An 18,805-nucleotide genomic window follows, 5' to 3' on the forward strand; every position below is an offset into this window, starting at 1 on the left:
AAAAAAATTCAATAACCATACTACAACTACGAGGAAGAGTGAAGGAGTGAATGAAAGTTGGAACAAACGATTTATATTAAAATGCGCAATCGTTTAAAGGTTTCTCCTACTTATGAAGTAAAGCTGGGCGATGTTGCTCAACTTGCCGGAGATTCTTCCGTAGTTGAGTTGTTACAAAATGAGATAGTTTACAAAATAACAGCGCATGATAAGACGCATGTTGTAATTGATGTTATGAAAGTAATTGAGATTATTCAACAGAAAGCATCTCATGTACAAATTAATTTACTCGGTTCTGGACAAACTCTTGTTGAAATTATATACGAAAAAAAGAAGGCGCACCCAATTTTTTTCGGGCTTGTATGGCTGTTACTTTTCATTGGAGCGGCCCTTGCGATCATTTATTTCCATGAAGATGTAAGTATGCAACAAGTACATCAACGGTTATATTACATGATTACTGGAGAATTTAATGCGCAACCACTTTTATTTCAAATTCCTTATTCTTTAGGTCTTGGCTTAGGGATGGTTTTATTCTTTAATCATGTATTTCAAAAGCGAATTAATGAAGAGCCAAGTCCGCTAGAAGTTGAGATGTTTCAATACCAACAGTCACTTGATCAGTATGTAATCGTTAATGAAAACAAGGATAATATGAAACAACTTACCGATGATTGAGTCTGGATTTGTTATTTTAATTGGTTTAGCTGGAGGGATTGCGGTAGGTAGCGGATATGTCGCATTTTTAGCTGTACTTGGTATAATCCCCCGTTTAGCCCAATTAACGAGAAGTGGAAAGCATATTCAATATTTTGAGTGGGCAGTCATTGCAGGTACTTTAACAGGGGCTTGGTGCAGTTTGAAAAACATTACATTTCAAACGTCGCAATATTGGCTCGTTATATTAGGGATATTTTGTGGCACGTTCATTGGAATGCTTGCTGCAGCATTAACAGAGGTGTTAAATGTTCTACCTATTTTAGCGAAACGAGTAGGGGTAGAGGGGAAGATTATTGTTTTACTCGTCGCTCTTGTACTTGGGAAAGTAATAGGATCGTTGTTTCACTGGATTTATTTCGTAAAGTAGGAGGCAGTATATAAATGACAAGTCAGAAATTGAAGGATGATTACATAAATAAAGTGAAGGAGTATCATCCAAAGCCAAACTATTTACTAAATTGTATCAAAGCATTTCTTGTAGGTGGACTCATTTGCACAGTTGGAGAAGTATTGATGAAATTTTATATACATTATTTTCACTTCAGTGAACAAGAGGCAGGAAACCCAACTGTTGCAACCCTTGTTTTATTATCCGCGATTTTAACAGGGTGTGGTGTATATGATAAAATCGGTCAATTTGCTGGAGCAGGATCAGCGGTACCGGTAACAGGATTTGCAAATTCTATGGCGAGCGCTGCCTTAGAACATAAGAGCGAAGGGGTTGTTCTAGGGATTGCTACAAATATGTTTAAACTGGCAGGAAGTGTGATTGTATTTGGGGTTGTTGGTGCATATATCATTGGGTTAATAAGGTATACCTTTAAAATTTTTATGTCTTAAAGGAGGGGCTAGTATGAGGTTGACCGGAAAACAAACGTGGGTATTTCAAAATGATATATATGTGAATGCAACGGGTACTGCTGTCGGTCCGAAAGAAGCTGAGGGCCCTCTTGGGAAAAAATTTGATATTTCATATGATGACTTGCATTGTGGAGAAGAAAATTGGGAGCTCGCCGAACGAAGATTAATGTCAGACTCAATTCAACAAGCAGTGCAAAAAGGGAATATAAAAACATCGCAAATTGATTTCTTTTTAGCGGGAGATTTATTGAATCAAACAGTGACAGCAAATTATGTTGCGCGTAAGTGGGGCATTCCTTTTTTAGGAATGTTTAGTGCTTGTGCGACGTCTATGGAGACTTTAGCAGTTGGCTCAGCTTTTATAGACGGTGGATTTGCAAATCGTGTCTTAGCTACAGTAAGCAGTCATAATGCAACGGCTGAAAGACAATTTCGCTATCCAACAGAGTACGGTGGGCAAAAACCAGGGACAGCAAATTCAACTGTGACTGGTGCAGGATCTATATTAATTAGCAATGAAAAAAGTGCAATTAAAATTACGTCAGCTACAATCGGAAAAGTGCAAGATTTAGGAATTACAAATCCTTTGGATATGGGGGCAGCGATGGCTCCAGCAGCGGCTCATACAATTCAACAACATTTTGAAGATTTAAGAAGAAGTGCCGATGATTATGATTTGATTGTTACGGGTGATTTATCAGCTGTTGGGACGCCGATTGCGAAACAACTTTTACTTGAGGAAGGTTATGATCTTGGGCATATATACAATGATTGTGGATTGATGATTTATGAATCAAGTCAAGAAGAAGTGTTTGCAGGTGGTAGTGGTTGCGCTTGTTCAGCAGTTGTTACGTATGGCCATTTATTACACGAGATGCAAAAAGGGAATTTACAACGAATTTTTGTCGTTGCGACTGGTGCATTATTAAGCCCGATGATGATGCAACAGAAGGAAACGATTCCAACAATTGCACATGGTGTCGTATTTGAGAGAGTTAAAGGAGAGTGAATTGTGGATTTTATATATGCATTTCTTGTAGGTGGAGCTATTTGTTTAATTGGGCAACTATTGTTAGATTTCGTAAAGTTAACACCAGCTCATTTAATGGCAACTTTTGTAGTCATCGGAGCAATTTTAGATGGATTTGGATTGTACGATAAACTAATAAAGTTTGCAGGTGCTGGAGCGACAGTCCCTATTACAAGTTTTGGACATTCACTATTGCACGGAGCAATGCATGCAGCAGAAAAACATGGATATTTAGGAATTGGTATTGGCATGTTTAGTTTAACGTCTGCGGGCATTTCCGCAGCGATATTGTTTTCATTTTTTATAGCACTTATATGTAAACCGAAAGGATAAATCAAATGAGACGAAGGGTTGTTTTGGTCACAGATGGAGATGAATATGCAAAGCGGACAATTGAGCTTTTAACGAAGGAATTTGGGGGAAGGTGTATTTCAGCATCACAAAGTAATCCAACCAAATTGACAGGGAAAAAAGTTGTTGAGCTTATTATGCAAACGCCATATGACCCTGTATTTGTCATGTTTGATGACAGTGGATTTATTGGAGAAGGGTCTGGTGAAAAGGCATTAAAATATGTGGCTACCCATAAACAAATTGATGTGCTCGGTATTTTAGCAGTAGCGTCTAATACGCATCATTGGGAATGGGCACGTGTAGATGTAAGTGTAGATCGGAACGGGAATTTAACCGAATATGGTGTTGATAAATTTGGACTTCCAGATGGTGAAATTGGCAGGATTAGTGGAGATACAATATATTGTTTAGACGATTTAAATGTTCCTGTCATTGTTGGAGTTGGTGATATTGGTAAAATGTGCGGAAATGATGAATGGGAGAGAGGGTCACCTATTACAAAGAAAGCAATTCAATTAATTTTAGAAAGGAGTGGGTTTTATGACGAAGCCTAAAAAAGTGGATATCCCTATATCAACTTTCATAAGTGACAATGAAAATTATTTAAAACAGACAGTTGGACTAGGCGTTACATACGATGTCGGCATTCGTAAATTTCAAATTTTGAATAAAGAAATTGGTGTGCTATTTGTAAACGGACTTTGTGATACAAATTATATTATCCCTATTTTAGAAGAAGCGGTGGATACAAATGAGATAAGGGATGTAGAAGAAGATACAGTGAAGCTTTTAGAGAATCGCTTAATCCATCAACAAGTAAGTAAAGTGAAAACGATGGATGAGGTAATGCTCCAAGTATTATCAGGACTCATCGTGATATTTGTGGAAGGTGAAACGGAAGCGTTCGCGATCGATGTTCGTAGTTATCCAGGGCGAACACCGACAGAACCAGATACCGAAAAGGTAGTACGAGGTGCGAGGGATGGATTTGTTGAAAATATCGTTGTAAATACAGCGTTAATTCGTAGGAGAATTCGAGATCCACGTCTTCGAAATGAAATGGTTCGAGTAGGAGATAGATCGCAAACGGATATTTGTATTACATACGTTCAAGATGTTGCAAATCCAGATTTAGTAAAGATTATAAAACAAGAATTAAATAACATCGATGTAGATGGAATTACGATGGCAGATAAAACAGTAGAAGAATTTGTTGTAAAGCAAAGCTATAACCCATTCCCACTTATTCGATATACAGAAAGGCCAGATGTAGCAGCAAATCATCTACTAGAAGGACATGTGTTAGTACTCGTTGACACATCGCCAAGTGCTATGATTACACCGACAACATATTTTCATCATTTACAGCACGCGGAAGAGTTTAGACAAAATCCAGCTGTCGGTACATTTTTACGCTGGGTGCGCTTTTTAGGTGTTATATTCTCGTTATTTTTATTACCATTTTGGTTAGTGTTTGTATTTGATCCAACTCTTTTGCCAGCAAATCTTGCTTTTATTGGACCGACTAAGATGACGCATTTACCAATTTTATTACAGGTGTTAATGGCAGAGGTCGGACTTGAGTTTTTAAGGATGGCAGCCATTCATACTCCAACGCCGTTATCGTCTGCAGCAGGGTTGATTTCCGCTATATTAATTGGTCAAATTGCAATTGATGTAGGTTTGTTTGTGCCAGAAGTAATTTTGTATGTAGCAGTTTCGATGGTTGGTGCATATGCAACACCGAGTTATGAATTAGGATTAGGGAATAAGGTTGGGAAATTGTTTGTTATTATTTTAACAGGTCTCTTCCATGAGATGGGATTTGTAATTGGTATGACGATATTAATTTTATTTTTAACGTCTATAAAAAGTTTACAAACACCTTATTTATGGCCGTTTTTACCATTTGATTGGGGCGCGTTAACAAAAATTTTACTCCGTCCAACGATGTCTAGTTTAAAAGTACGACCAAGTATTGTAAGACCTCAAAATGTAAAAAGACAAAAATAAACGGGATTATACACCCGTTTATTTTTTTTAGCAAAAATTTATTATTTTTTAACAAAAATCAAACATTTTTTGTGTACACTTAGAGTAGATATTGTGTATGGAAGGGGAAGAGGACATGATTAAATTATTTGTAAGTGATTTAGATGACACGCTCGTTTACGATGTGAATCATATGCAAAAAGAAGATGAACGTGCGCTGTGTTGGTTAGCTGAGAAAGGGACAAATATTTGTTTTGCCTCTGGCCGCTTTACACACAGAATTGATGAAGTTGTAAAAAGGTTTGCATTCCCATATTACACAACTGGCTTAAATGGAGCGACAATGTTACTTCCGGATGGAAATTTATTTCATGAATCGAGTTTTGAAAATGTGGTTGCCCAGGAAATATATCGATATATACATAAAAAAGGACTAGCGGATATTGTTTGTGCAAATGAGCAGCGATATACAAAAAGGAAGAATGAACATCACCATAATTTTGAAGCGTATATGGGCGTGCATATCGCTGAAATTGAAGCGTTAGAAGAAGAGTTTGGTAAGACTGTACACCCTGCAAAATTGTTTGTTTTTGGAGAAGAAGAGAAAATTGTGACGTTAGATCAAGAGCTACGAGATACGTTTCAAGGCGAAGCGGAAGTTTTTATATCAGGTAAACGCTATGTTGATATTATGCCAAGAGGCGTGAGTAAGGGGAGTGCTCTAAAGCGACTAATGGATCATTTGCAAATTGAAGCAAATGAAGTTGCTTGTATTGGAGATTCTTTCAATGATATTTCTATGTTTGAAGTAACCCCGCATTCATTTACTCTTCATCATGCCCATCCGTATGTAAAGGAGAAAGCAAATCATATAGTGCGTTCGGTTGAAGAGGCTGTTATGAAATTACCGTTACTTGTATAAAAAAGAAGCCCGTCATTGGCGGGCTTCTTTTTTACTTGAATAAAGATTTAACAAAATCAATGATACTTGAGAAGAAATCTTTCACTTTATCTAGAAAACTTTGCCCTTCTTCAGATCCTAAAAAGGCAGAAACATGTTCTTTTGCTTTGTTTAATTGACTACCAACTTGATTCCAATCGATATTAAGATTCTTCATTTTATCAAATAACGATACTAAGTTATCTAACTGTTCATCTGTTAATGTAATGCCGAGTTGATCAGCAATTTTTTTAATTAATGAACGTAAATCTTCTGTTGTTTTTGGCTGTTCTTTTGCAATTTCTTCTTTAATTTTTGCAACAAGTTGAACTGCTTTTTCTTCACCAATTTTATCACCAAGCTGGGCTGTTTGTACCATTTCTTCATTCGCTACTTTTTTAACTTCTTCAGGAATTTGTTTATTGGATGCAGTTTCGTATGCTTTCATTAATCCAGTTAAAGCTGCAGTTCCTGAAACTTTAAAAGGTGCAGTAATTTGAATTTCTGCATCTTTTACACCTGCTGTAATCAAAGCGTTAGTGTACATTGCATCTGTTACCCAGTTAATGTTCTTTGATCGTACAATAAGACCAGATCCTGGTTTTGTGTATGTAATCATAGAAGAAGAAATTGCTCTCGTACCAATTTGTGCTTTTGGAACAATGCCTTCTAGAAATTTATGTTCTTCCGCATTAGATACAGTGATAATTGTAGCATCTTTTGGTGCTTTCATTTCTTTTAACAGATCTTGTTTTTGTTGTTCGGATAAGTTCTCTCCTAATGTAACAATTGATTCTCCCTCGATGATGTCTGCAAATGAAGCTGTTGGCATCATAAATACCGTTACAGCTAATAGCAGAGCTAATAATTTCGTTTTCACGAAAAATCGCTCCCTTTCTCTTTCTAAAATTTTCGGGCAACAAAGTTATTATAGTATATATTTCTTATTTGTCACCTAGCTTTTTCCACATTTCAAAAAAGAAGTATCTAGATTGTCGGATTCTTTTTGTTTCTAGTCATGAATGTGGTAATATAGTGCTGAGATAATTGAAAGGAGACATATACGTATGAAAACTTTAGGATACATATTAATGGAAAACGGTGAAAAAATCGACTTGGAATTTTTCCCAGAAGAAGCACCGAAAACAGTAGAAAACTTTAAAAAATTAGCAGAGCAAGGATTTTATGATGGTGTGACATTCCACCGTGTTATTCCTGGCTTCGTAAGCCAAGGTGGAGACCCAACAGGTACAGGTGCAGGTGGCCCAGGTTACTCTATTCCATGTGAAACTGATGGAAACCCTCATAGACACCTTGTAGGCTCACTTTCTATGGCTCACGCTGGCCGTAACACAGGCGGTAGCCAATTCTTTATCGTTCATGAGCCACAGCCGCATTTAGATGGTGTTCATACTGTATTTGGTAAAGCAACAAGCGGTATTGAAACAGTATTAAAAATGCGTCAAGGCGATGTAATGAAAGAAGTTAAAGTTTGGGAAGAATAAGGTAAGGAAAAAGAGAGCTTTTGCTCTCTTTTTTATTTTTAATGAGATTGAGTACTTCTTCTACAGCTCATCATACAAGTAGTATTGTTGCTAAAATATATTGCTTGTAAGAACAAACCTTTAACCAATTACATAGAATACATTACATTATATGTTTCAATAAATATTTTTTGTTATATTAATTTTGCTAGAATTGTGCTGCTTTAGGGTAACTATGAATGAAGTGCTGTTGAATGATATGTTTCTTTCCATTGCATATAAAATTTTCTTTTTTTAACTCTATTTATTAAAGGAATAGTGCTGAAACATAGATTTGACTTTCTTCTTTTCGCTTTGTATGATTATCAAGTTGTTTTAGACTCTTCTCACTCTGTTGAAAATATTGTAAAATGAATGTGATATGAAAAGAGTGATTGAGGGGATTACTAGTTTGTAACTTTTGTAAGAAGGGATAAGGGTTATGTTAATTCGTTTTAAAAAAAGTTATGAAAAAATTGCAATGGGGCTTCTTTCGTTTATGCCAACTGAAAAAGATGTGAAAACATTACAATTGACAATGAAAGAATATGAAGCAAAAGATGATTGGCAATTGTATTTGTGGAAAGAAAATGAAGATTTTGTTGGAATAATGGGGATTGTAAAAAAAGAGAATCAAGTATTAGAAATTCAGCATTTGAGTGTGAACCCGTCTCACCGTCATGTGGGGATTGGGACGAAGATGGTTCAAGAGTTAAAGAGTAAATTTCTTGAGTTTACAATTTGCGGAAATGAGCAAACGGCAAGTTTTTGCGAAAAATGTAAAGGGCTAGAACAAAATATACATTCGTGAAAGCAGAGATAAGTAGTTTATTATCTCTGCTTTCTTTTTTGTAATTGTTCGTTTCGTTCAGTAATGACCTCTGTGCGATCACGCAAAGTGTGCTTGTTTATAATATATTCACCTGGGATAGCTTTCAAGTCTTTCCAAGAGAGGTTTTGTTTTTGACATAACTCTATGCACTGCTTCTCTAACAATGAATCTGATAAGGGTAAAAATAAAGGTACAAAACGTTCTTTTTTATGGATAGATTGCAATCTTTCATTGAGCAAGGAAAGAAGTTGTACTTGATTAATTCCTAAACGTTGTAAAGGCACACCGCTTTTTTCTAAAATTGTGATTGCGCTTTTCATCATTTTTGTAGAACCATTCCAATTAGCACGTCTTTGGTGGTATAAAGAAACTGCAATTTGAATGAGACCAACTAAGTAATGATCACGATTACCTCTTGGTTTTGTTTTCCAATACTCTTCTAGTATTTCGTGGCATTCAAAATAATCATAATCTCCATGGAAATGAATTAAAAATTGTATGTATTCGGTAGGATACATGTTTTCTCGCTCCTATCTAACGGTTATACATATAAGTGTATCATAGAAATATGAACAATAAACGACTAGGAGGTTTCCCCCTAGCCGTTATTGTTCATATTAGCAGAAGCAAGCTGCTCCTACAATAATTAGTAAAATAAACAGTACAACAAGTAATGCGAACCCACCGCTAAAACCACAATCAACGTGACCCATAGTTTTTTGACCTCCTACATTGTTCTTACTACACTGTTATCATATGAAGTGGTGGGCATGATGGCATAGGCATCGGTCTATTTTTAATTAAATTTCTTAAAAAGGTTGGATAGAACATGAGTATGCTCTATACTTATGTTGTTATAGAAAAAATGTGGTGGGATGCTTTGTGCAATATAATTTTAAAGTAGAGGCTTTTGAAGGGCCGTTAGATCTATTGTTACATTTAATACATCGTTATGAAATTGATATATATAATATTCCTGTAGCAGATATTACAGAGCAATATTTATCTTATGTGCATACGATGAAAGAACTTCAATTAGATGTTGCAAGTGAGTATTTAGTAATGGCTGCAACGTTATTACAAATTAAAAGTAAGATGTTGTTGCCGAAACATGAAGAAGATGTACTTGATAACGGTGATGATTTTATAGATGATCCTCGTCAAGAATTGATGGAGAGGTTAATTGAATATAAGAAATATAAGCAAGTTGCTACTGAGTTAAAAGAAAGAGAACAAGAAAGAGCACAGCTATATACACGTCCACCAATTGACTTTACATCGTTGCAACAAGAAGAGGAGACAAGCTTACCTCTTGATGTTACGTTATATGATATGCTAGCAGCATTTCAAAAATTAATGCGCCGTAAAAAGGCAAAAAAACCTGTAACAACACGTATTACTCGTCAAGAAATACCAATTGAACAGCGAATGACTGATATTTTAAAGCAGTTAAAAATAAAGGGTGGTCGCCAAAGTTTTTATGATTTGTTTGTTGATGATGAACGTGAAATAATGGTTGTAACATTTTTAGCAGTTCTGGAACTTATGAAAAATCAACAAATCATAATTGAGCAAGAACATAATTTTGATGAAATTTTCGTATCAAGCTCTAATAAATCTGCATAGAGCAAGTATGTGAAAATGGGATAGAAACATTTTATCTCATGCTATGTTTTAATGTATCGTTTGGAACAAGAGAAAAAATATTGAACCGAACGCATTAATTGTGATTCGGTTTTTTGATGTGTATTTTTATGGGAAAATAGAAGGAAGGAGCTCGTGAAATGGATAGGAAAGAACAAAAGTCAATTATTGAAGGCCTTTTATTTGTTTCTGGTGATGAAGGGATTTATCCAGAACAAATAGCAAAAGTTCTTGAAATTGAAATGAATGAAGTAATTAATATTTTAGAAGAAATGCAACAAGAATGTGAAGGTGCAAACCGTGGTTTGCAAATTGTACAGTATGCAAAAGTATATCGTTTTGCTACAAAGAAAGAGCATGCTTCATATTATCAAAAATTAATAGATACACCAACAGCTGCTTCACTCTCACAAGCTGCCCTCGAAACTTTAGCGATTGTTGCATATCGCCAACCAATCACAAGGACTGAAATGGAAGAGATTAGAGGAGTTAAAACTGATAAGGCGTTACAAACGTTGGTTTCACATTTACTTATAAAAGAAATGGGAAGAGCAGAAGGACCAGGGCGTCCTATTTTATACGGAACAACAAAAGAATTTTTGGACACATTTGGATTGAAAACATTAGATGATTTACCACTGCTTTCTGAAGAGAATGAACAAATGAATGAAGCAGATTTATTCTTCGGTTCCTTACAAGAGATATCGAAATAAAAGCTTAGCATTTTGCTAAGCTTTTTTTGTATATCAATTATTTACAGTGCCATACTAAATGAAAAAAGGAGACGAGTTATGAGAGGTATGCGGATTATTTTATTATTAGTTTCTGTTTTATTATGTTTTTCTTTAAATAGCGCATCAGCTAAAAGGTATATGATGTCCATTCATACTACGTCTCCTTTACATATGCATCGGCAACATCTTAGTAAAATGAAAGTGAGCTTTTTAAAAGTGGGGCAAGGTGACGCAACACTTATTATAATGCCAAATGGACAAACAATGTTAATTGATGGAGGACCTTATGAAGCAGGAGAGGTTATTATTCAGAAATTAATTGAGAAAGGGATTAATCATTTAGATGTAATTGTCAGTACGCATCCCGATATGGATCACATAGGGGGGTTAATTCCAATTGTAGAGCAAATGCCGGTATCGCTTATATTAGATAGCGGAAAAACATATAGTTCTCTTACTTATCATACGTATCGGAATAATATTAAAAAAAGAGGGATACCTTTCGTTTCAGTAAAGGAAGGACAATATATACCGCTGGATCCACATGTTTCTATACAAGTATTAAACAACGGGAAATCAAAAGATGAAAATAATGAATCCTCAATTGTTTTAAAGGTGCGATATGGAAAAGCGGATTTTTTATTAATGGGTGACGCGGATGTACGGACAGAACATGAAATATTAAAACAATTTGATGTCCATGCAGATGTGTTAAAAGTGGGGCATCACGGCTCATATACTTCAACAAGTGAAACGTTTATAAAAAAAGTGGAACCGCAGTTTGCTATTTTGTCGTACGGGAGTAGTAATCCGTATGGACATCCTCACCAAAGTGTAGTGAAACGCTTAAAAAGGCACGGTATAATGGTATATAGAACGAATAAACGTACAGTAGAAATGGAAACAGATGGTGAACATATTATGTTAGAGTCTAGCGGGTTAATGCCATTATTGAAGTGATTTCTAGATTAGGGGGCGATACTGTCCCTTTTTGGAAAAATGAATAATATATATTATAATTATAAGAGACGTAAGAAATTTCCTTTTCTGTTGAATAAAAAGGAAATTTCATTAGAATGTATAGACAACTACTCGTGCGTATATTAAGATGGAACTAGGCGAATAAGGTAATAATAACAAGTAGGTAATTCATGGGAAAGGATCGATGAAAATGAAAACGCAAATTGTCATCAATGCCAAAATTTACACAGGTCAAGAAATAGTGGAAAACGGATTTATTCGTTACGCAGAAACCATTAAAGAAATTGGTTTGATGGCTCAATATGTACCACAAGAAAATGAAACTGTTTTTGATGCTACAGGGAAGATTGTAATTCCAGGTATGATCGATGTTCATATTCATGGTGGATACGATATTGATGCGATGGATGCAAATAGCGATGGGTTAGTAACTCTAGGTAAAGAAATGTTAAAAGAAGGGGTTACAACTTACTTCCCAACAACAATGACACAAGCTCCAGAGGCAATTGAAGCAGCGTTAACTGCTGCAAAAGAAGCAAAAGAAAAAGGAGCGCATTTCGAATATATTCACTTAGAAGGACCTTATGTTTCAAAGAAACGTGCAGGTGCACAACCACTTGAACATATCGTTCCTGCAAATATTGAGCAATTTAAACAATGGCAAGAAGCAAGTGGGAATTTAATTAAATTAGTAACATATGCACCAGAAGAAGAGGGAGCGTTAGAGTTTGAACAATATCTTGCTGAAACTGGTGTAGTTGGCACAATGGGGCATACAGATGCAATTGATGCGCAACTAAAAAATAGAAAGATTACACATGCGACACATTTATACAATCAAATGCGTGGATTACATCACCGTGAACCAGGAGTTGTTGGTCATGTGTTATTAAATCCAGATGTAATGGTTGAAGTAATTACAGATGGCATTCATATTCACCCTGATATGGTGAAATTAGCATATAAGTTAAAAGGACCAAAAAAAGTAAGTGTTATCACTGACGCAATGCGTGCAAAGGGTCTTGAAGATGGATTATATGAGCTTGGCGGACAGCCAGTACATGTAAAAGATGGTAGTGCTCGATTAGAAGATGGAACGTTAGCTGGTAGTATTTTAAAAATGGATCAAGCTTTCCGAAATGTAATTGAATTTACAGGTTGTTCAATCGAAGATGCAGTACTGATGACATCAGTTAACCAAGCAGAAGAGTTTGGATTAAATAATAAAGGTGCATTAGCGGTAGGAAAAGATGCAGACTTTGTTGTGATGAATGAAGATTTACATGTATATGATACGGTTCGTTTAGGAATTCATATGAAGGAAGGGAAGTAATTAAATGAATATTCTTGTTGTAAAAACTCCAGAAGAACTAGCAGAAGCAGGTTATAAATTAATTGAAGAAGTTGTAAAAACAAAAGAAAATCCAACGTTAGGAATGGCTACAGGAAGCTCTCCATTAGGTATTTATGCAGAAATGCGAAAAAATAAACTTGATACAAGCCGTGTAACCACTGTAAACTTAGATGAGTACGTAAATTTACCACATGAAGATAAAAACAGCTATCATTATTTCATGCAAGAACAGTTGTTTGATCATCTTCCATTTAAACAAACTTATGTACCAAACGGGATGGCAAGTGATTTAGAGGAAGAGTGCAAACGTTACGAGAGCATTCTAGCTGCTAACCCAGTTGACCTACAGATTCTTGGAATCGGTGAAAACGGTCACATCGGATTTAATGAGCCAGGAACACCGTTTAATTCTCCAACAAACATTGTTGAATTAACAGAATCTACACGCCAAGCAAACCTTCGCTTCTTCGAAAAAGAAGAAGATGTGCCAACTCATGCGATTACAATGGGAATTGGAAGCATTATGAAAGCGAAACAAGTTCTACTAGTTGCTATGGGTTCTAAAAAGGCAGAAGCTGTTAAAGAATTATTGCAAGGTGAATATAGTGAAGAGTGTCCGGCTACAGTTTTACAACGTCATCCGAATGTAACCGTAATCGCTGATCAAGAAGCTCTATCTTTATGCAGTGAGGCGATTGCTGATGAACATCGACAAGTATTCACCATTTCCGATCTATTATCAGATTCAAGAGTGGGTGAAACAGCTAATTGAGGACGGCGAATGGAAGCCGGGAGATAAAATCCCATCTGAGAATGAACTTTGTGATAAGTTCGAAGTGAGTCGAATGACAATCAGACAGGCGATTAATAATTTAGTGGAACAAGGCTATTTATATCGGAAGCGTGGAATTGGAACATTTGTCCAACTTCCGAAAGTGGAACAAAAATTGCAAGGAATGACAGGATTCACAGAAGACATGATTTCTCGTGGGATGAACCCAAGTAGTCAATTACTTAGTTTCCGCCTAGTTCCAGCTACTGCGAAAATAGCAGACCGGTTGAGAATACAGGAGGGGGAATCGGTTTATGAAGTGAGGCGTATTCGCTTAGCTGATGATGAACCGATTGCTTTTGAGACGACATATTTGTCGCCAGCTCTTGTAAAAGATATTAACGAAGAGATATTGCAACAATCTTTATATGAACATTTAGAGAAAAAACTGGGCTTTAAACTTGTTAGCGCTACTCAGTCAATTGAAGCTTCCGTTGCGACGGAAAATGAAGCTGAACATCTGCATATTCCTAAAAAGGCGCCTGTACTTGTAATGCGTCAATGGTCATATTCAGAAGGTGAGGTACCGCTAGAGTACGTGAAATGTATTTATCGTGGAGATCGTTATAAATTTATTACGAATATCGCACGTAACAAATAGTATATTTCAGTTTGTGAAGTACAGTGGAATTGAAAATGGTTAACATGTAAAGAAATAAAAATACGACTCATCCTTATAAGGAATGAGTCGTATTTTTATTATGAGCAATTACGTGGTTAACAGCATCTTTGACGTGATTTACTACATAGTGAGCGTGATTTTTTACTGCATCATCTGCTTGTGACATAGCAAAACTGTGAGGAGTTAAAGAAAACATAGGAATATCATTGTAAGAATCCCCTATACAAGCAATTTCCTCAGGTTTTATTTGAAACTCATTTAATAAAACAGAAATGGCAGAGCCTTTACTAACATTCGGTGGCATTACATCTAAACATTGTTCTGCTGAGATGAAAGTACTAACTTTCCCGTGGAATTTTTCATCAATTTTTTTCTGAAGGAGTTGTAAGTTCTCCTTTGTTCCACCGACAGAAATTTTATTTGGGAAAATTGTATCATCAATCTTCTGTAGTAAGTTTGGTTCTTCAACAGAAGTCATAGTTACTTGTTGTTCAAGTTCTTGAATAAAAGGTGTTTTCTCTTCAATGTAATAATTATGCTCATCACTTACATAACGGAAATAAGGATCTTCATTCGTCATAGCTAACAAATCGGGAAGTATGCTGGAATCAAAAGTTGCAGATAATAGTTGTTTATTTTCATGTGTATATACAAAAACACCATTTACACTAATGCGATGAAAATTTGTATTTACAGCTTTCATTAAGTCTGCAATTTCATTATCAAGTCTTCCGGAAGCGAAGCAAAGAATAACATTTTGTTCGGCAAGGCTGCGTAGTGCCGCAACATCTTGTTCATCAATAAGACCTCCGTGTTGCATCATTGTACCATCGATATCACTTACAAACATTTTAATCATGCTGTTATCTCCTTTCTATGTACAGTTGCTCTTACATTATACGCATCATATATAAACATGTCTAAAAAATGAATTTTTATTAAATGGCAGATGTTTTACATTGACGACAAAGAAGAATATTCTGTAACATGAAAGTAGGCTATTTAAGTACGAGGGTGGTGTTATATGAATAATTATCTAGAAATTAAAAAAGTTTTAAATAATAATGTCATCATTGCTAGCCATCCTGAACATGAGGAAGTAGTAGTGATTGGAAAAGGAATTGGATTTGGGAAAAAAGCGAAAGATGTATTGGAGCAAGAACAAATCGAAAAAATGTTTGTCTTAAAAAATGAACGTGATCGTGAACAATATAAATTATTAGTGCCGCATATTAGTGAAAAATTGATTGAATTGATGAACGATATTATGCTGTACATTCAAGGAAAAGCGAAATCTCCACTAAATGAACATATTCATATTGCGTTAACGGATCATATTTCATTTGCGATTAAAAGGTTAAAACAAGGACTTACAATTGATAACCCTTTTTTAGTTGAAACAAAAATGCTCTATCCAGAGGAATATGAAATTGCGGAAGGTGTTGTACAACTTTTAAATTCTCGTTTGCAAATTACATTGCCAGAAGGAGAAATTGGTTTTATTGCACTTCACATTTACAGTTCGCTTACAAATTCTGATTTATCTTCAGTTAATCAAAACTCCCGTCTCATTGCACAACTTGTATCTTTAATTGAGACAAACTTACAAATTACATTAGACCAAGAGAGCATTCATTATTTACGCCTTATTCGTCATCTTCAATATGCTATTGAGAGGGTGAAAAAAGGAGAAAAAGTAGAAGAATCGCAAAGTTTTGCTGATTTATTAAAGGCGGAGTATCCAGTTTGCTATAACTTGGCTTGGAAGCTAGTTAAGGTCATGCAAAAAGAGTTGCAACTACCTGTATATGAAGCTGAAAGTATTTATTTAACGATGCACTTGCAACGCTTAGTGAAGGCAGAGCATGTGTAAAAAGTCATATATTTTTGTCTAAAATGAAAACGTTAAAAAAAATGATTGAATCGCTTACAATAGTTATGTATAATAACTATTGCAAAGTTATACAAATTTCGACAAACACATTAAGGTGAGTAACGAAAACGTTTGCCTTAATTATAGTGAACTTATACGTAAACCTATTTTTGACACGTGTTACTGATTCGATCAGGCATGAGTGGAGAAAAGTAAGGAATGTAAGCTAGAGAAAGGGATATACTACCCTTTGTATAGCTATCGTTCTATCTTTTTTTCCTCATGTCTTTTTGGCGTTTGTCGGAAGGTATCAATATAGATAAGAGAGGAAGGGTTTCCATGTTTAAGAAGATCTTTGGTGTTCTTCAAAAAGTCGGAAAAGCGTTAATGCTTCCAGTAGCGATTTTACCGGCGGCAGGTATTTTACTTGGATTTGGTAATGCATTTCAAAATCCACAGTTAACAAATGTTATTCCTGCTTTAAAAGCAGATTGGTTCGTAATGGTTGCAAAAATTATGGAACAATCTGGTGATATTATTTTCGCTAACCTTGCATTATTATTCGCAGTTGGGGTAGCAATTGGTTTAGCTGGTGGAGACGGAGTAGCTGGTTTAGCAGCATTCGTCGGCTACTTAATTATGAACAAAACGATGAGTGTGTTCTTAGAAGTAGATAAGCTAGTGAAAGTAACAAGTTCTGGAGCAGACCCAGTAAAAATTGGATTTGCAGATCCAGCGTATGCAAACGTATTAGGTATTCCAACGCTACAAACAGGAGTATTTGGTGGTATTATCGTCGGTATAGTAGCGGCATATTGCTATAATAAATACTTCAATATTGAATTACCATCATACTTAGGTTTCTTTGCAGGTAAGCGCTTCGTACCGATCGCAACTGCAACATTTTCTTTAATAGTAGGTATTATCATGTGCTTCATTTGGCCATACATTCAAGGTGGCTTAAACACGTTCTCACATCAAATGATTGATGCAAATAGAACAATCGCAGCATTTATATTCGGTTTAATTGAACGTTCATTAATTCCATTTGGATTACATCACATTTTCTATTCACCGTTCTGGTTCGAATTCGGTCAGTATACAAATGCAGCTGGCGAATTAATCCGTGGTGACCAAAAAATCTTTATGGCACAGTTAAAAGACGGTGTAGAATTAACAGCAGGTACATTTACAACTGGTAAGTATCCGTTCATGATGTTTGGTCTTCCAGCAGCAGCTTTAGCAATGTACCATGAAGCACGTCCAGAAAATAAAAAATTAGCAGCAGGTATTTTAGGTTCTGCAGCATTAACATCTTTCTTAACAGGTATTACAGAGCCACTTGAATTTTCATTCTTATTCGTAGCGCCAGTATTATTCGGAATTCACGCTGTATTTGCTGGTCTATCATTTATGACAATGCAAATTTTAGGTGTTAAAATTGGTATGACATTCTCTGGTGGTTTAATTGACTTCCTATTATTCGGTGTATTACCAGGCCGTACAGCATGGTGGTGGGTAATTATTGTTGGTCTTGTACTAGCAGTTATTTACTACTTCGGATTCCGCTTTGCAATTCGCAAATGGAATCTAAAAACACCTGGTCGTGAAGTGGCAAATGCAAATGACGGCGCAGGAAAAGCAGAAGCAGGCGAACTTCCTCGTGAAGTATTAGTAGCACTTGGTGGTAAAGAAAACATTGCTTCTTTAGATGCTTGTATTACTCGTTTACGTGTTCAAGTTAACGAACAAAAGAATGTAAACAAAGACCGCTTAAAAGAACTTGGAGCAGCTGGTGTACTTGAAGTTGGAAATAACATTCAAGCTATTTTCGGGCCGAAGTCTGACACATTAAAATCACAAATTCATGATATTATGTCAGGTCGTACACCTCATGTTGAAAAAGAAGAACCTGTAAAAGTGGAAGAAACTCCTCAAAAAGTTGATGAAAATGAAACAATTGTATCACCAATCGAAGGGAAAATCTTACCAATTACAGAAGTACCTGACCAAGTATTCTCAGGAAAAATGATGGGAGACGGATTTGCAATTGAACCAACTGAAGGAACAGTAGTTTCTCCAGTGAACGGTGAGATTGTCAATGTATTCCCTACAAAACATGCGATTGGCATTCAATCTGAAGGCGGAAAAGAAATTTTAATCCACTTCGGTATTGATACTGTAAAATTAAATGGTGAAGGTTTTGAAGCGCTTGTAGCACAAGGCGACAAGGTGAAACAAGGCCAACCATTATTAAAAGTAGATCTTGCATTTGTAAAAGAAAATGCACCATCTATCATTACACCAATTGTCTTTACAAACTTACAACAAGGGCAACAAGTCGAATTGAAAAAAGATGGAAATGTTAAGAAGGGCGAAACCGCTATTATTGACATTCAGTAGGAATTTGACGCAAAATGTTTATAATTATAATAGGCGATGTGGTTGACCGAACATCGCCTATTATATACAATAGATGGTGTAGTACTCACGTCTATACAACTAAAAAATAC

At 35.8% G+C, this 18,805-nt stretch carries 22 protein-coding genes; 18 read left to right on the forward strand and 4 right to left on the reverse strand.

Annotated features, from left to right (window positions below; translation table 11 throughout):
• The first annotated feature begins 57 nt into the window (after positions 1-57).
• The 8 genes from ACTFRY_RS04110 (at position 58) to ACTFRY_RS04145 (ending at position 5,879) form a co-directional block, all read left to right on the forward strand.
• Complete coding sequence (locus tag ACTFRY_RS04110) at positions 58-678, forward strand: stage V sporulation protein AA (protein WP_061663476.1); 621 nt, start codon at positions 58-60, stop codon at positions 676-678.
• A complete protein-coding gene (gene spoVAB, locus ACTFRY_RS04115) occupies positions 671-1,087 on the forward strand; it encodes a stage V sporulation protein SpoVAB (protein ID WP_000572936.1) in 417 nt (138 codons plus the stop codon). The genes ACTFRY_RS04110 and spoVAB overlap by 8 nt, the downstream gene beginning before the upstream one ends.
• Positions 1,088-1,101: 14 nt before the next feature.
• The gene (gene spoVAC / locus ACTFRY_RS04120; RefSeq protein ID WP_000203810.1) at positions 1,102-1,560 is read left to right on the forward strand and encodes a stage V sporulation protein AC; all 459 of its coding nucleotides are present in this window, start codon (positions 1,102-1,104) and stop codon (positions 1,558-1,560) included.
• Positions 1,561-1,573: 13 nt separating this feature from the next.
• A complete protein-coding gene (gene spoVAD, locus ACTFRY_RS04125) occupies positions 1,574-2,590 on the forward strand; it encodes a stage V sporulation protein AD (RefSeq protein ID WP_001241163.1) in 1,017 nt (338 codons plus the stop codon).
• 3 nt (positions 2,591-2,593) lie between these two features.
• Positions 2,594-2,944, forward strand: a complete 351-nt coding sequence (gene spoVAE / locus ACTFRY_RS04130) for a stage V sporulation protein AE (RefSeq protein ID WP_000345904.1) — start codon at positions 2,594-2,596, stop codon at positions 2,942-2,944.
• Between the two features lie 5 nt (positions 2,945-2,949).
• Positions 2,950-3,519, forward strand: a complete 570-nt coding sequence (locus ACTFRY_RS04135) for a stage V sporulation protein AE (RefSeq protein ID WP_001254415.1) — start codon at positions 2,950-2,952, stop codon at positions 3,517-3,519.
• Positions 3,506-4,978, forward strand: a complete 1,473-nt coding sequence (spoVAF, locus tag ACTFRY_RS04140; protein WP_000165596.1) for a spore germination protein SpoVAF — start codon at positions 3,506-3,508, stop codon at positions 4,976-4,978. The genes ACTFRY_RS04135 and spoVAF overlap by 14 nt, the downstream gene beginning before the upstream one ends.
• Positions 4,979-5,075: 97 nt before the next feature.
• Positions 5,076-5,879: a Cof-type HAD-IIB family hydrolase gene (locus ACTFRY_RS04145; protein WP_002000777.1), complete on the forward strand. Its 804-nt coding sequence runs from the start codon at positions 5,076-5,078 to the stop codon at positions 5,877-5,879.
• A gap of 31 nt (positions 5,880-5,910) precedes the next feature.
• Here ACTFRY_RS04145 and ACTFRY_RS04150 read toward each other — a convergent pair whose 3' ends face one another.
• The gene (locus tag ACTFRY_RS04150) at positions 5,911-6,777 is read right to left on the reverse strand and encodes a DUF1002 domain-containing protein (RefSeq protein WP_000850515.1); all 867 of its coding nucleotides are present in this window, start codon (positions 6,775-6,777) and stop codon (positions 5,911-5,913) included.
• A gap of 187 nt (positions 6,778-6,964) precedes the next feature.
• Here ACTFRY_RS04150 and ACTFRY_RS04155 point away from each other — a divergent pair, with 187 nt between their 5' ends.
• Both ACTFRY_RS04155 and ribT read left to right on the forward strand, forming a co-directional pair.
• Positions 6,965-7,402 (forward strand): peptidylprolyl isomerase, encoded by a 438-nt coding sequence (locus ACTFRY_RS04155; RefSeq protein ID WP_000853782.1) that lies wholly within the window; start codon positions 6,965-6,967, stop codon positions 7,400-7,402.
• 460 nt (positions 7,403-7,862) lie between these two features.
• Entirely contained in the window at positions 7,863-8,231 is a 369-nt protein-coding gene (ribT, locus tag ACTFRY_RS04160) for a GNAT family N-acetyltransferase RibT (protein ID WP_000908401.1), read from the forward strand.
• A gap of 20 nt (positions 8,232-8,251) precedes the next feature.
• Here the strand turns inward: ribT and ACTFRY_RS04165 are convergent, their stop codons facing one another.
• Positions 8,252-8,770, reverse strand: coding sequence for a DUF309 domain-containing protein (locus ACTFRY_RS04165; RefSeq protein ID WP_098616201.1), 519 nt, complete (start codon positions 8,768-8,770; stop codon positions 8,252-8,254).
• A 99-nt stretch (positions 8,771-8,869) separates the two neighbouring features.
• Positions 8,870-8,965 carry a YjcZ family sporulation protein gene (locus tag ACTFRY_RS04170; RefSeq protein WP_000510194.1) on the reverse strand — a complete coding sequence of 32 codons (96 nt, stop codon included), beginning with the start codon at positions 8,963-8,965 and terminating at the stop codon, positions 8,870-8,872.
• Between the two features lie 169 nt (positions 8,966-9,134).
• On the opposite strand from ACTFRY_RS04170, the gene scpA reads away from it, so the two are divergent.
• From scpA to phnF, 6 genes are all read left to right on the forward strand, one after another.
• Positions 9,135-9,878, forward strand: a complete 744-nt coding sequence (gene scpA / locus ACTFRY_RS04175) for a segregation/condensation protein A (RefSeq protein ID WP_001199753.1) — start codon at positions 9,135-9,137, stop codon at positions 9,876-9,878.
• Positions 9,879-10,036: 158 nt separating this feature from the next.
• Positions 10,037-10,609 carry a segregation/condensation protein ScpB gene (gene scpB, locus ACTFRY_RS04180; protein ID WP_000375170.1) on the forward strand — a complete coding sequence of 191 codons (573 nt, stop codon included), beginning with the start codon at positions 10,037-10,039 and terminating at the stop codon, positions 10,607-10,609.
• Positions 10,610-10,687: 78 nt separating this feature from the next.
• Positions 10,688-11,590 (forward strand): ComEC/Rec2 family competence protein, encoded by a 903-nt coding sequence (locus ACTFRY_RS04185; protein WP_001214829.1) that lies wholly within the window; start codon positions 10,688-10,690, stop codon positions 11,588-11,590.
• 211 nt (positions 11,591-11,801) lie between these two features.
• Positions 11,802-12,944: an N-acetylglucosamine-6-phosphate deacetylase gene (gene nagA / locus ACTFRY_RS04190; RefSeq protein WP_001987227.1), complete on the forward strand. Its 1,143-nt coding sequence runs from the start codon at positions 11,802-11,804 to the stop codon at positions 12,942-12,944.
• A gap of 4 nt (positions 12,945-12,948) precedes the next feature.
• Positions 12,949-13,737 carry a glucosamine-6-phosphate deaminase gene (gene nagB / locus ACTFRY_RS04195; RefSeq protein ID WP_001024210.1) on the forward strand — a complete coding sequence of 263 codons (789 nt, stop codon included), beginning with the start codon at positions 12,949-12,951 and terminating at the stop codon, positions 13,735-13,737.
• Entirely contained in the window at positions 13,667-14,398 is a 732-nt protein-coding gene (gene phnF, locus ACTFRY_RS04200) for a phosphonate metabolism transcriptional regulator PhnF (protein WP_021727649.1), read from the forward strand. The genes nagB and phnF overlap by 71 nt, the downstream gene beginning before the upstream one ends.
• A gap of 73 nt (positions 14,399-14,471) precedes the next feature.
• On the opposite strand, the gene ACTFRY_RS04205 is transcribed toward phnF, so the two are convergent.
• Complete coding sequence (locus ACTFRY_RS04205; protein WP_000594241.1) at positions 14,472-15,278, reverse strand: Cof-type HAD-IIB family hydrolase; 807 nt, start codon at positions 15,276-15,278, stop codon at positions 14,472-14,474.
• 165 nt (positions 15,279-15,443) lie between these two features.
• Here ACTFRY_RS04205 and glcT point away from each other — a divergent pair, with 165 nt between their 5' ends.
• Positions 15,444-16,292, forward strand: coding sequence for a glucose PTS transporter transcription antiterminator GlcT (gene glcT, locus ACTFRY_RS04210; protein WP_061663479.1), 849 nt, complete (start codon positions 15,444-15,446; stop codon positions 16,290-16,292).
• 339 nt (positions 16,293-16,631) lie between these two features.
• The gene (gene ptsG / locus ACTFRY_RS04215) at positions 16,632-18,695 is read left to right on the forward strand and encodes a PTS glucose transporter subunit IIABC (protein ID WP_000473174.1); all 2,064 of its coding nucleotides are present in this window, start codon (positions 16,632-16,634) and stop codon (positions 18,693-18,695) included.
• Positions 18,696-18,805: the final 110 nt, after the last annotated feature.

It is taken from the genome of Bacillus cereus group sp. MYBK195-1, from assembly GCF_051916605.1.
GTDB lineage: Bacteria > Bacillota > Bacilli > Bacillales > Bacillaceae_G > Bacillus_A > Bacillus_A cereus.